General features: G+C 63.1%; 13 protein-coding genes and 1 pseudogene. 9 read left to right on the top strand and 5 right to left on the bottom strand.

The features are described 5' to 3' along the window. Window positions 1-37 precede the first annotated feature (37 nt). The 5 genes from AAC014_RS03255 (at window position 38) to AAC014_RS03235 (ending at window position 4,196) form a co-directional block, all read left to right on the top strand. A complete protein-coding gene (locus tag AAC014_RS03255) occupies window positions 38-430 on the top strand; it encodes a VOC family protein (protein ID WP_339704051.1) in 393 nt (130 codons plus the stop codon). Continuing rightward, complete coding sequence (locus tag AAC014_RS03250) at window positions 427-1,746, top strand: amidohydrolase (RefSeq protein WP_339704050.1); 1,320 nt, start codon at window positions 427-429, stop codon at window positions 1,744-1,746. The genes AAC014_RS03255 and AAC014_RS03250 overlap by 4 nt, the downstream gene beginning before the upstream one ends. A 91-nt stretch (window positions 1,747-1,837) precedes the next feature. After that, window positions 1,838-2,290 (top strand): DUF3617 domain-containing protein, encoded by a 453-nt coding sequence (locus tag AAC014_RS03245; RefSeq protein ID WP_339704048.1) that lies wholly within the window; start codon window positions 1,838-1,840, stop codon window positions 2,288-2,290. A 76-nt stretch (window positions 2,291-2,366) separates the two neighbouring features. Continuing rightward, a complete protein-coding gene (locus AAC014_RS03240) occupies window positions 2,367-3,671 on the top strand; it encodes a serine hydrolase (protein ID WP_339704046.1) in 1,305 nt (434 codons plus the stop codon). Window positions 3,672-3,698: 27 nt separating this feature from the next. Then, complete coding sequence (locus AAC014_RS03235) at window positions 3,699-4,196, top strand: hypothetical protein (RefSeq protein ID WP_339704044.1); 498 nt, start codon at window positions 3,699-3,701, stop codon at window positions 4,194-4,196. Here the strand turns inward: AAC014_RS03235 and AAC014_RS03230 are convergent. The 3 genes from AAC014_RS03230 to AAC014_RS03220 all read right to left on the bottom strand — a co-directional run bounded on the left by AAC014_RS03230 (window position 4,193) and on the right by AAC014_RS03220 (window position 8,247). Beyond that, window positions 4,193-5,392 (bottom strand): cation:proton antiporter, encoded by a 1,200-nt coding sequence (locus AAC014_RS03230; protein WP_339704042.1) that lies wholly within the window; start codon window positions 5,390-5,392, stop codon window positions 4,193-4,195. The two genes, AAC014_RS03235 and AAC014_RS03230, sit on opposite strands and share 4 nt — an antisense overlap. A 101-nt stretch (window positions 5,393-5,493) precedes the next feature. Beyond that, complete coding sequence (locus tag AAC014_RS03225) at window positions 5,494-6,600, bottom strand: acyltransferase (RefSeq protein WP_339704040.1); 1,107 nt, start codon at window positions 6,598-6,600, stop codon at window positions 5,494-5,496. Between the two features lie 126 nt (window positions 6,601-6,726). Further along, complete coding sequence (locus tag AAC014_RS03220; protein WP_339704038.1) at window positions 6,727-8,247, bottom strand: fumarate hydratase; 1,521 nt, start codon at window positions 8,245-8,247, stop codon at window positions 6,727-6,729. Window positions 8,248-8,663: 416 nt separating this feature from the next. On the opposite strand from AAC014_RS03220, the gene AAC014_RS03215 reads away from it, so the two are divergent. From AAC014_RS03215 to AAC014_RS03200, 4 genes and pseudogenes are all read left to right on the top strand, one after another. Then, complete coding sequence (locus tag AAC014_RS03215) at window positions 8,664-10,535, top strand: ribonucleoside-diphosphate reductase subunit alpha (RefSeq protein WP_339704036.1); 1,872 nt, start codon at window positions 8,664-8,666, stop codon at window positions 10,533-10,535. Between the two features lie 87 nt (window positions 10,536-10,622). Beyond that, window positions 10,623-11,663 carry a ribonucleotide-diphosphate reductase subunit beta gene (locus tag AAC014_RS03210; RefSeq protein ID WP_339704034.1) on the top strand — a complete coding sequence of 347 codons (1,041 nt, stop codon included), beginning with the start codon at window positions 10,623-10,625 and terminating at the stop codon, window positions 11,661-11,663. 244 nt (window positions 11,664-11,907) lie between these two features. Next, the gene (locus tag AAC014_RS03205; RefSeq protein WP_339704032.1) at window positions 11,908-12,084 is read left to right on the top strand and encodes a hypothetical protein; all 177 of its coding nucleotides are present in this window, start codon (window positions 11,908-11,910) and stop codon (window positions 12,082-12,084) included. 59 nt (window positions 12,085-12,143) lie between these two features. Next, window positions 12,144-12,266 (top strand): annotated as a pseudogene (locus AAC014_RS03200) (DUF2442 domain-containing protein); the annotation flags it as partial. A 140-nt stretch (window positions 12,267-12,406) separates the two neighbouring features. Here AAC014_RS03200 and AAC014_RS03195 read toward each other — a convergent pair. Then, window positions 12,407-12,745, bottom strand: coding sequence for a hypothetical protein (locus AAC014_RS03195; RefSeq protein ID WP_339705366.1), 339 nt, complete (start codon window positions 12,743-12,745; stop codon window positions 12,407-12,409). 300 nt (window positions 12,746-13,045) lie between these two features. Next, window positions 13,046-13,315, bottom strand: a complete 270-nt coding sequence (locus AAC014_RS03190) for a DUF167 domain-containing protein (RefSeq protein WP_339704030.1) — start codon at window positions 13,313-13,315, stop codon at window positions 13,046-13,048. Window positions 13,316-13,317: the final 2 nt, after the last annotated feature.

Raw genomic sequence — 13,317 nt, 5'->3', positions numbered from 1 at the left:
CCTTGCCTCTCGTATCCTTGGGAAACGGGAGGGAATCATGCTCGGCTACGCAACCGTCGGCACCAACGACATCGAAAAGGCGCGGGGCTTCTACGACACGCTGCTCGCGGAGTTCGGCGCGAAGCGCCTGATGGCGTTCGACAATGGCTTTACCATGTACGGCACGGGCTATGACGCGCCGATGCTCGCCGTGACACCGCCCTACGACGGCAAGGCCGCGACCGTCGGCAACGGCACGATGATCGCGCTCGTCGCGGGAAGCCGCCCGCAGGTGGACGCCGTCTATGCAAAAGCCCGCTCGCTCGGCGCCGCCGACGAAGGCGCGCCCGGCGTTCGCGGAGAGGAGGGGCCGCAGGCGTTCTACGGCGCCTATTTCCGCGATACCGACGGCAACAAACTCTGCGTATTCCGCATCGGAGGCGCCGCATGAAGCGCCTTCTGCTTGCCGCCGTGGCGGCTGCGGCCCTCGCTGCCCCCGTCGCTGCGGACCCGGCGCTGAAGTCGGCGATCAAGGCCGATTACGATGCCTATCTCGGTCCACTGTTCATGCATTTCCATCAGACTCCCGAGCTGTCCTACCTCGAGACCGAGACCGCGAAGCGCATGGCGGCGGAGCTGAAGAAGGCCGGCGCGACCGTCACGACGGGCGTTGGCGGCACCGGCGTCGTCGGCGTGATGACGAACGGGGAAGGTCCCGTGCTGCTGCTGCGCGCGGATATGGACGGGCTTCCTGTCGAGGAGAAATCGGGGCTGCCTTATGCCTCGAAGGTCACGCAGAAGGGGCTCGACGGGCAGGTTTACCCGGTGATGCACGCCTGCGGCCACGATACGCATATCACGGCGATGGTCGGCACCGCGCGCCGCCTCGCCACGATGAAGGACAGATGGAAAGGCACGATCCTGTTCGTCGTGCAGCCCGCCGAGGAACGCGTGGGCGGCGCGAAGGCGATGCTTGCCGACGGGCTCTACACGCGTTTCCCGAAGCCCGACTACGCGGTTGCATTCCACGTCGCCTCGAACCTGCCATCGGGCAAGATCAGCGCGTCTGAAGGGTTGCAGTATTCGTCGGCGGACAGCGTGGACATCAAGGTGAACGGCGTCGGCGCACACGGTGCCGCGCCGCACGCGGGCAAGGATCCTGTATACATCGCCTCCGCGATCGTGGTGGCGCTGCAGTCGATCGTCAGCCGCGAGGTCGGCCCGCTGTCGCCCGCGGTGATCACGGTCGGCGCGTTCCACGCGGGTCACAAGCACAACATCATCTCCGACCGCGCCGACCTCCAGCTCACCGTGCGTGCCAACGACGAGGTGACGCGCGCGCAGCTGATCGCCGCGATCGAGCGCGTGGCGAAGAACGTCGCGCGCGCGAACGGCGTCGCCGAGGACAAGCTGCCCGAGGTGAAGGTCAGCGAGGGCACGCCCACGACGATCAATGATGGGCCGCTCGCCCGGCGCATGAACGCGGCATTCGCGCGCGACCTTGGGCCGGACGTGATGATCCCGTTCGTGCAGGAATCGATGGGCGCGGAGGATTTTGCCTTCTTCGTTCAGCCCGAACTCAAGGTGCCGGGATATTATTTCGGCGTCGGCGGCACGCCGCAGGCGGCGTTCGACGCGGCGAAGGCGGGCGGACCGCCGGTGCCCTCGCACCACTCACCACTGTTCAAGGTCGCGCCGGAGCCTGCGGTAAAGCTCGGCACAGAGGCGATGGTGAGTGCGGCGCTCGAACTGCTGAAGCCGAAATGAGGATATTTCACAGTTAAGAACCTGTTATCTTTACCTTGATGACGCCCGCACTATAATCGCGGGCGTCATTTCTCACACAAAGGGCTTCATCATGCGCGCCGTGTTCAGGCTCCTGCTTGCAGCAAGCGCGGCGGTGCCGTTGGCAGCCTTCGCGGGCAACGCACTCTCGCCGGGCCAATGGGCCTCGGCCGGTGCGATCACTTCCATCGATATGCCGGGGATGCCGCCGGAGGCGCTGGCGATGATGAAAAAGCGCCCGATCAGCCACAGCTATTGTCTGACACCCGAACAGGCGGCGAAAGATCCGCGCCAGATGTTCAAAGGCGACAATGGGGAGTGCGAATATACGAAGTTCAGCATGGCCGGCGGCAGGCTGAACGCGGTCATGCAGTGCAAGGGGCCGCAGGGCAAGATGACCATGACGATGCAAGGCACCTACAGCGCCGCCAGCTATGAATCGACCAATGTCATGGTCGTGGAAGGCCCGCGCGGCAACATGAAGATGACCTCGAAGATCAGCGGCAAACGCACGGGCGCCTGCTAGGCCTACCTCTCAAACCTCTCCGCTTGTGGAAGTGCCAACGCTTTCATAGCCTTCCCGCACCTGGGGAGGACGCACAATGAAAGCCATGACCGGAATCGCCCTTGTTGCGGCGATCCTTGCCGTATCCGCGCGTGCGGAGCCTGCTTTTCCCGATGCTGCTGCCAGCGACCCCGTAAAGCGCGGCTGGATGCAGGGCTCGCCGCCACCGCCCGAAAAGCGGATCGCGTTCGACGACTACAGCTTCTTCACCTTCCCGCAATGGCGCTGGAGCTTTTCGCACTGGCGCGAGCTGATGCCCTCGGCGGGTGTTTCGCGCGGGGCAGGGCCGGTCAGCGCATTGCCCCGCGCTGAGCGCGGCGACATTGACGGCGTAACGTTCATGCCGATGGGCGGCACCACGCCGATGACATGGGCAGAGTCGCTCGCCGTCAACTACACCGACGGCATCGTCGTGCTTCACAAGGGGCGGATCGTGTACGAACGCTATTTCGGCGCGCTGAAGCCCGAAGGCGAGCACATCGCCTTTTCCGTCACCAAGTCGTTCGTCGGCACGCTCGCGTCCATGCTGGTCGTGGAAGGCAAGATCGATCCGGCGAAGACCGTAGCGTTCTATCTACCCGAACTGAAGAACAGCGGCTTCGGTGACGCGACCGTTCGGCAGGTGATGGACATGACGACCGGTCTCGATTTCAGCGAGAAATACGGCGACCCCAATTCCTCGTTCGCGGGCTATGTCGCGGCGATCGGGGCGGGGCCGCGTCCGGCGGACTATGCGGGGCCGAATGGTGACTATGCTTATCTTGCCACCGTGAAAAAGGCGGGCGCGCACGGCGAAGGCTTCACCTATCGCACGGTCAATACGGATGTGCTCGGCTGGATCGTTTCCCGGGTCGGCGGCAAGCCGTTCACCGAGCAGCTTTCTGAGCGGATCTGGGCGCCGATGGGCGCGGAAGCCGACGGCTATGTCCAGGTGGACCCGATCGGCACGCCGTTCGCGGGCGGCGGCTTCAACATGCGCCTGCGCGATCTCGCGCGCTTCGGCGAGTTGATGCGGCTTGGCGGACGCATGGGCGGCAAGCAGATCGTGCCTGAAGCGGCGATCGCCGACATCGTGCGCGGCGCCCGCAAGGAAGATTTCGCGAGCGCCGGCTACGCGACGCTGCCGGGCTGGAGCTACCGAAATCAGTGGTGGATCAGCCACAACGCGCACGGCGCCTACACCGCGCGCGGTATCCACGGGCAGACGATCTACATCGATCCCAAGGCCGAAATGGTCATTGCCCGCTTTGCCTCGCACCCGATGGCGGGCAACGTGAACTTTGATCCGACATCGCTTCCGGCATATCAGGCGCTGGCGGAGCATCTGATGGAGAGGCATTGAAGGCGTATGCTGCGACGGCTGCACACAATGGCGCTGCCGGGCGTCCTGTTGCTTGGGGGCTGCCTGGAAGCCGACCCGTCCTACAATATGATACGCGCATTAAGGGATATGCCCTTGCAGGCCGGATCATATCAGCTCTGTGAAACGCCAAAGAAGAGCTGTTCCGACGTGACGATCAGGCACGGCGATGCCGAGATGATCCTGAGGCACAAGGGCGATGACTATACGATTCAGATGGATGCCTGGGGCGGCGGTCGCAAGTGGATCACGCTGGTGAAGGCGGAGGGCATGGCTGTTTTCACATTTGTCGATCTGCATGATGATGGAGCCTTCCATATGCAGATTCCGAAATGTCATTCGGCACTGCTCGAGAAGGTTCGGGGAGAGCAGACTGAAGTGCACGGCGGGCGCTGCCGCGTGTCAGGCGCGTTTCAGGCCGAGCAATATATCGAGGGGCTTCTGGACTACCCGACGGATCAGCGGTTCGAGCCTGCAGACATGATCCTGCGCCCCCAGGCCTCCTAAGCGGCTTCGGCAGGGGGCGCATCCTCGCGCTTCCCCAGCCTGTCCGCCAGCTTGAACATGAACGGGTTGAGCGCGATCGAGAGCAGCGCGGCGGCGAGGATCAGGTTGTTCGTATCGTGCGAAATCAGTTCGAGCGTCACGCCGAGCCCGGCGAGGATGAACGAGAATTCGCCGATCTGCGCAAGGCTCGCCGCAATCGTAAGGCCTTCGCCACGTTCTCGTTTGAACAGACTCGTTACCGCCACGGCAGCAATGGACTTGCCGATCAGGATGATCGCCAGCGTCGCAACGACGCCGATCGGCTCCCGAATGAGCGTCGCCGGATCGAAAAGCATCCCCACGGATACGAAAAACAGCACGGCGAACGCATCGCGCAGCGGCAGCGACCGCTCTGCGGCGTTGTGACCGAGCGGCGTGCTGTTGAGGACGAGTCCTGCGACGAAGGCGCCGAGCGCGAACGAGGCGCCGAACACCGCATAAGCCAGCCAGGCAATGCCGAGCGCGATGGCAAGCACGCCGAGCGTGAACAGCTCGCGTGAGCGCGTATGGGCGATCCACGTCAGGATCACCGGCATGGCGCGCACGCCGACAACAAACATCAGGGCAAGGAATGCGGCGATCTTGAAGAAGGTCCAGGCAATTTCGCGCGCAATCGCCGCGCCGCCGCCCATGTCGCCCATGTTGGCCAGCAGCGGCAGCAGGACGAGCGCAATGATGATGACGAGATCCTCGACAAGCAGCCAGCCGACTGCAATCTGTCCGATGCTCGTTTTCAACTGTCCGCGGCTTTCGATCGCCCGCAGCAGCACCACGGTCGATGCGACGGAGAGCGAGAAGCCGAAGATCGCGGCTTCCGGCCCGGACATGCCCATCAGCAAGCCTGTGCCCCAGCCGAGCGCGGTGGCAACCGCTATCTGCACGAGGGCGCCGGGCAGCGCGATCGATTGAACGCGCATCAGTTCCTTCGGGGAAAAGTGCAGCCCGACGCCGAACATCAACAGGATGACGCCGATTTCGGCAAGCTGAGGCGCGAGCGATTGGTCGGCGACCCAGCCTGGCGTGAACGGTCCAACGACCACACCGGCAACAAGATATCCGACGATCGGCGAAAGTTTCAGCCGGTTCGCCAGCATTCCGAACAGAAAGGCAAGCACGAAGCCGCCGACGAGGATGAGGATCAGGTTGTCGTGGTGCACGCGCCTCGCATTTCGATTAGAATTGATTTCTCATCATCTTATACAGGCGGAGGTCACCCCGTCACCCGACAAGGCGAAAATTGTTCGTCGCCTCCGTATCTTCAAGATGCCGTGCGAATTGCGGCTGCGCTTTCGCTTTCTACTTTTAGTCGCCCACCGCTCAGGATTTCCGCTGCACGGGGAGCAAACATCATCAGCATCTGGCCAAGGCCGAGCGCAAAGCCGAGCGCGAGCAGCGGGTGGACGAGGAGGAGCAGCGGATAGGCCGGTGATCCGAGCGGGCCGGTCAGCGCTTCGAACAGTGGCGTCGAAAGCCAGATCAGGATCATGTGCGAACAGAACAGGAAGAAGGCGTAGGGTTCCAGCCAGCGGAACATCGTGGCGCGCGCCGCCAGACCCCACGCGATGCGCGCGAAGGCGAGCGCCGCGGCGAGGCGAAGGCTGAGGTCGAGGAGCGGTATCAGCGCTGGCGACATCACCGTTCCGCCGGGCACGGGAACGCTGACGATAAGTTTGATGACGGCAATCGCGGTGAACGGCGCAAGCGCTGCGGTGAAAGGCACCCCGGCGATGCGCGCGCCGAGATCGTGGCGGCGTGCCGCGATGCCGAGCAGGAAGAACAGCAAGATTTGCGGCCTCAGCATCAGCGGAAAGAACCAGCCTGAGACGCTCCACGCCGCAACGAGCAGGATCGCGCCCGTCATCCACGGGCCACGCAGTCGGAGCAGCAGCGGCGTCATCGCCATGCAAACGAAGAGGTCGCGCAGGAACGGCGTCTGCACGTTGATGTGATTGGGGGTGAGGATCGAGAATAGCTCGTCGATCAGCCACCAGACGCTTTCGGGTATCGGTGCCCGCAGGAAGCCGAGCCATGCCGTGCCTGAAACCAGCAGGATGGCGAGCGCGTTCCAAAGCGCCATCGGCAGCAGAATCGTGCGTGCCTTGCGCTCAATGAAGGTGCGCCAGGAGCGGATCGCGGCGCCCGCAACGAGATAGCCGGAGATCATGCCGAGCAGCGGCACGGCGCTGCGGCCGAATACCTCCATCAACACGAGGCGGAACATGCCCTGGCCGGTCCCGGCGGCGGCGGCGAGCTCATCGCCGCCGAGACCGGTCCACGCATGGACATAGACGATGCCGAGCACACACAGCACGCGGGTGACGGCAATCGTGTCGGAAAGGCGCGGGGAGAGCGGTTCGCTCCGCATCAATTCACGCGTCCCCTTTCATGTCCACGCCAACGTCAAGGCACGGATCACGAACGGTTCCACCAAACCAGGGGTTCCCATGTCGCGTTTGTGATCCGTCCCGAAATGCAGGCGGCTCGGCGCGCGCTACTCGGCAGGCTCCAGCAGGCGTTCCTTGGCGATCTTTTCGCGCCACACCAGCGGGGCGAGGTGGTGGACGTTCTTGCCTTCGCTGTCGACCGCGACGGTGACGGGAAAGTCCTTCACCTCGAATTCGTAGATCGCTTCCATGCCGAGGTCTTCGAAGCCGACGACCTTGCTGCCCTTGATGGCGCGCGCGACGAGATAGGCCGCGCCGCCCACCGCCATCAGGTAGGCGCTCTTGTGGTCGCGGATCGCGTCCACCGCCATCGGGCCGCGTTCGGCCTTGCCGACCATGGCGGTGAGGCCCTGTTCCAGCATCATGCGCGTGAACTTGTCCATGCGCGTCGCCGTGGTGGGACCTGCCGGGCCGACGACTTCCTCGCCCACGGGATCGACCGGGCCGACGTAATAGATCACGCGGCCCTTGAACTCGACCGGCAGCGGCTCGCCTTTCGCCAGCATGTCCTGGATACGCTTGTGCGCGGCGTCGCGTCCGGTGAGCATCTTGCCATTGAGCAGCAGGCGGTCGCCCTGCTTCCAGCCCTGCACGACCTCGGGCGTCAGCGTGTCGAGGTCGACGCGGATCGCTTCCTTCGAAGGCGTCCATTCCACCTTCGGCCAGTCGGCGAGGTCCGGCGCTTCGAGGTAGGCGGGGCCGGAGCCGTCGAGCACGAAGTGCGCGTGGCGCGTCGCCGCGCAGTTCGGGATCATCGCGACGGGCTTTGAGGCGGCGTGCGTCGGGCAGTCGTAAATCTTGACGTCAAGTACGGTCGCGAGGCCGCCGAGGCCCTGTGCGCCGATGCCGAGCGCGTTCACCTTGTCGTAGATCTCGATGCGCAGCGCCTCGATCTCGTTCTGCGGCCCGCGTGCCTTCAGTTCCGACATGTCGATCGCTTCCATCAGCGATTCCTTGGCAAGCAGCATCGCCTTTTCCGCCGTGCCGCCGATGCCGATGCCGAGCATGCCGGGCGGGCACCAGCCCGCGCCCATCTGCGGCACCATCTCCAGCACCCAGTCGACGATGGAATCGCTGGGGTTCAGCATCTTGAACTTCGACTTGTTTTCGCTGCCGCCGCCCTTGGCCGCGACGGTGATCTCCACCGTGTCGCCGGGCACCATTTCGACATGGACGACGGCGGGCGTGTTGTCCTTCGTGTTCTTGCGCGAAAATGCCGGGTCCGAAACGATCGAAGCGCGCAGGCGGTTCTCGGGGTGAAAGTAGGCGCGGCGTACGCCTTCGTCGACCATTTCCTGAACAGTTCTCGTGGCTTGCCACTGGACGTTCATACCGATCTTCACAAAGGCGGTGACGATCCCTGTGTCCTGGCAGATCGGGCGGTGGCCCTCGGCGCACATGCGGCTGTTCGTTAGAATCTGCGCAATCGCGTCCTTCGCGGCCGGACCCTGCTCCAGCTCATACGCGCGGCCGAGTGCGCGGATGTAGTCCATGGGGTGATAATAGCTGATGTATTGAAGTGCGTCGGCCACCGACTCAATGACGTCTTCTTCGCGGATCACCGCCATGCAAAAGCCCTCTCGAAAAGACCGGTTTGGGGCGGTGATTAGCCAGCCGAAGCGCCTGCGTCCACCAGTGTCTTGCACGGATTCTTCAAGCGATTCAGCTAAGTGCCTGATCTCGTCACAAAAACTTAAATTGTGTAAAAACCCCCTTGCGTTAGGCGGCGCTTCACCACAAAGTCTGGTTCTGGGACCGGGGGGTCACCACAACAGCTTGTGTCACACGGGAAACGATACGTTCCCGGGGCAGGGCCGGTTTTGTCCCCTCGGTTGGCGAGAGATCGCCTAGCCTGTGAATTACGAGGATATCGGGGACGGCGCGACATCGCCCGTATCCGTTGCGGGAAAGACCCGCTACCCCATATTCGCAGCACCCCTTGACGGATGTGGAACGAAGCAGGAACATAGGGGAGTCGGCTCAGATGGATTTCAGTGGCGTGGATACGGCGACTCTTGACGGCGATGACGTTGCAGCCACGGCGCGCCCGCGCGGTGCGGCGGCGCACGCGATCGAGATCGATCACAGCCGGGATGCGCTGCTCACGGATTTCGGCCGCCAGACGCTGGAGGACCGCTACCTGCTGCCTGGCGAAAGGCCGCAGGACCTGTTCGCGCGGGTTGCCGCAGCGTATGCGGACGACGGCGACGATGCCCACGCGCAACGGCTATACGATTATATCTCGCGCCTGTGGTTCATGCCCGCGACGCCTGTGCTGTCGAACGGCGGCACCGGGCGTGGCCTGCCCATCTCCTGCTACCTGAACAGCGTGTCGGACAGCCTCGAAGGCATCGTCGGCACGTGGAACGAGAACGTCTGGCTCGCCTCCAAGGGCGGCGGCATCGGCACCTATTGGGGTCATGTCCGCGGCATCGGGGAACCCGTGGGCCTGAACGGCAAGACGTCGGGCATCGTCCCGTTCGTGCGCGTGATGGATTCATTGACACTGGCGATAAGCCAGGGATCGCTGAGGCGGGGATCCGCAGCTTGCTACCTCGACATCTCGCACCCGGAAATCGAAGAGTTCCTCGAAATCCGCAAGCCTTCCGGTGATTTCAACCGCAAGGCCTTGAACCTCCATCACGGCGTCCTCGTTACCGACGCTTTCATGGAGGCCGTGCGAGATGGTCTTCCCTTCGATCTCGTCAGCCCCAAGGACGGTTCGAAGCGGGCCGAGGTGGATGCGCGCGCGCTGTTCCAGAAGCTGGTCGAGACCCGGCTGGCGACGGGCGAGCCGTACATCATCTTCATCGATCACGTGAACAACACGATGCCCAAGCACCAGCGCGACGTCGGCCTGAAGGTCACGACATCGAACCTGTGCTCGGAAATCACGCTGCCCACCGGCGTCGATCAGTACAACAAGGACCGCACGGCGGTCTGCTGCCTCTCCAGCCTCAACCTCGAAACCTGGGACGAGTGGTCGAAGGACAAGCTGTTCATCGAGGACGTGATGCGCTTCCTCGACAACGTGCTCTCCGACTATATCGCACGCGCGCCGGACGAGATGGAGCGCGCCAAATATGCCGCGATGCGCGAGCGTTCGGTGGGCCTTGGCGTCATGGGCTTCCACAGCTTCCTGCAGGCGCGTTCGATTCCGTTCGAAAGCGCGATGGCGAAGTCGTGGAACCTCAAGATCTTCCGCCACATCCGCACGCAGGCGGACGAAGCCTCGATGCTCCTCGCGAGCGAACGCGGCGCCTGCCCGGATGCCGAGGACATGGGCGTGATGGAGCGCTTCAGCTGCAAGATGGCGATCGCGCCGACCGCGTCGATCAGCATCATCTGCGGCGGCACCTCGGCGTGCATCGAGCCGATCCCGGCGAACATCTACACGCACAAGACGCTGTCGGGCAGCTTCACCGTGAAGAACCCGTACCTTGAAAAGCTGCTCGATGAGAAGGCGAAGAACAGCGACAAGGTGTGGAGCACGATCCTTGAGCGCGGCGGCTCCGTGCAGCACCTCGATTTCCTCACCCCCGACGAGAAGGCGACGTTCCGCACCGCATTCGAGATCGACCAGCGCTGGCTGCTCGAACTCGCCGGCGACCGCACGCCCTATATCGATCAGGCGCAGAGCCTTAATCTGTTCCTCCCGGCGGACATCGAGAAGTGGGATCTTCTGATGATGCACTACCGGGCGTGGGAGCTGGGCATCAAGTCGCTCTACTACTGCCGCTCCAAATCCATGCAGCGCGCGGGCTTCGCGGGCGGCGTGGAGGCGGACAACACCATCGATCTCAAGCAGATCGAGGTGGAGGTGAAGGATTACGACGAGTGCCTGGCCTGCCAGTAGGCGCGATCAAAGCGATACTTTGATCTTGGGAAACGGTGTAAATTCGGGTCGGTTTGAATTTCGGCCCGCAACGGGAAAGTAACGGCGATGCCTCTTCTGCAAGCCTCCAAGCAGTACAAGCCCTTCGAATATCCGTGGGCATACGACTACTGGAAGCTCCAGCAGCAGCTCCACTGGCTGCCGGAGGAAGTGCCGCTGGGCGAAGATTGCCGCGACTGGGCGCAGAAGCTCTCGGATCACGAGCGCAACCTGCTCACGCAGATTTTCCGCTTCTTCACGCAGGCGGACGTCGAGGTGCAGGATTGCTACCACGAGAAGTACGGCCGCGTCTTCAAACCCACCGAGATCAAGATGATGCTGACCGCGTTCAGCAACATGGAAACGGTGCACATCGCCGCCTACAGCCACCTGCTCGACACGATCGGTATGCCCGAAAGCGAGTACGGCATGTTCCTTCAGTACAAGGAAATGAAGGACAAGCACGATTACCTCGCCACCTTCGGCGTCGATACGGACGAGGATATCGCGAAGACGCTCGCCATGTTCGGCGGCTTCACGGAAGGGCTTCAGCTCTTCGCCAGCTTCGCCATGCTGATGAACTTCCCGCGCCACAACAAGATGAAGGGCATGGGCCAGATCGTCAGCTGGTCGGTGCGCGATGAGTCGCTGCACTGCGAGGGCATCATCAAGCTGTTCCACACCTTCTGCCAGGAGCGGGACTGCCTGACCCCGGCGATGCGCAAGGAAATCCGCGACACCTGCTATCACACGGTCGATCTGGAGGACGCGTTCGTCGATCTGGCGTTCGAAATGGGCCCGGTGCCCGGCATGACGCCCGACGACATCAAGAATTACATCCGCTTCATCGCTGACTGGCGCCTCGGCCAGCTTGGCCTGAAGCCGATCTACAAGATTGCCGAGCACCCGCTGCCGTGGCTCGCGCCGCTGCTGAACGGCGTCGAGCACGCCAACTTCTTCGAAACCCGCGCCACCGAATATTCCAAAGCCGCCACCAAGGGCAGCTGGAACGACGTGTGGGACGCCTTCGACAAACGCAAATCCGCCAAGATCACCACCGCCGCCAACGAAGCGGGGGATGAGCAGGGGATGCTGGGGGTGGCGGAGTAAATATTACTACAAATTCCAAGGCTATTGGGAGAGGAGGCGCCCGTCTGAAGTATTTGCCCCTGACGAGGGAGTGTAGCGCTAATAGCTGTTAACTTGCACGGGACTCCGCGGGTTTCTAGCATCCAATTTTTCTCATTTATGAGTTAAATCTGGGCTCATACGATGCGGTTTCAGGACAACTGGTTAGCACGTCGAAAAGCGCAAGGCGTATTGAGTAACCACATTCCAAGAAAGGATAGGCGTCATGTACGTCTACTACTATTTGGAGAGTGGTTGTGGATGGCGCTGGTATGCAACTACCGTTGATGGCGACCCGATCGCTGAATCGGTGCTTTCTTTTCCAACGCTTTTGGATGCTCAGGCGAATTTCTCGCTTGTATGGTCCGATGAAATCGGTCTGAATTATGCAGACTGTGCATAACCACTCGTTAGGGGGCGACGAAAGTCGTCCCCTAATTGGGTGTATCGAAGGGGCGTGGCATGAGCCATTCGCCTAGAGCAACTACGGTTCGCTTCGATGACGATCAGATGTGGGTCGAACTCGACGACGGACGCACGCTCGGCATCCCACTCGCATGGTTCACGCGTCTTCTCGGCGGCACGCCCGCCGAGCGTGTGCGCGGCGATCGCAGCCGACACCGCGAACGCAAGCGGCCTGAGGCGGCACACAGGCAGTCAACACGCTGTCAAGGCTGTGGGCCTCCAATTCCGCGACGGCGGCCGCCCGTTCCTGTTCCCGCCGTTCAGCCCGCACGCCGCATCAGCAGCCACAGACAGGCGAGCACGACCACGATGTCGATGGCGACGAACGCCGTGCCGATCGGCGTCCAGCCGCCTTTGCCGGGTGGGTTCGCGGCGAAGGAGAGCGCTGCGCCGATCGCCGGGAAGATAACCCCCGCCCAGAGCGCCTGTCGCCCGTCGCCGCGCCACAGGAACACGCCGATCAGGAAATAGCCCGCGCCGAACGCGACGGTGATGGCGAGTTCCGGGCTCATCGGCCGCATGGCGAGCAGCGCGACGTGTCCCGCGCCTGTCAGCAGCATCAGCGTCCCTGCGAGCCTGCGTATGAAATCAGCGGTCATGATTGGTTCCCCCCTGTCTGCACCCGTCCCGAACGGAAGCGGATCGTGATGCGCCGCGCGGCGCGGCGCAACGTCTTCAAAACGACAGGAAAGAAATGCGGGGGACAGCAGGAGCGCGCTATCCCCCAAGGAGGAGGTGTTTACTGCGGGGAGGGTCCGCCGGCCCCTTGCGGAGGGTGGTGGGACGGTAGTCGCCGGCGGAACCTCGCCTCTGGTGGTAAGCCATCGGCACCTTCCGACTTTGATCTGAGTCAAACTCGCATTGCGGTGCCGGTCTTTCTTTCGAAAGAAAACCGCCGGTCAGCGCGCGATGTGCAGCAGCTTCTCGCGCGAGGTGTCGCCGCGTGCGACGCTGACGGCGGATTTGGGAAGGCCGAGCGCTTTCGCGACGAGTCGGCAGACGGCGGCGTTCGCCTTGCCGTCCTCGGGCGGGGCGGAAACCCACACGCGGGCGCGCGGACCTTCGGGCGTGTCTTCAACGACGATGCGCTCGCCGCCGCGCGCCTTCGGCGTCACCCGCACGGCGAGCGTGTCGCCCGGCGAAACCAGTGCGGCGAGGGCGGTGTCCACGG

The sequence above is a fragment of the uncultured Sphingosinicella sp. genome, assembly GCF_963974575.1.
In the GTDB taxonomy this organism is placed as follows: Bacteria; Pseudomonadota; Alphaproteobacteria; order Sphingomonadales; family Sphingomonadaceae; genus Sphingosinicella.
Note: the sequence above shows the minus strand (reverse complement) of the source record. Positions and strands in the feature narration are given on the sequence as shown.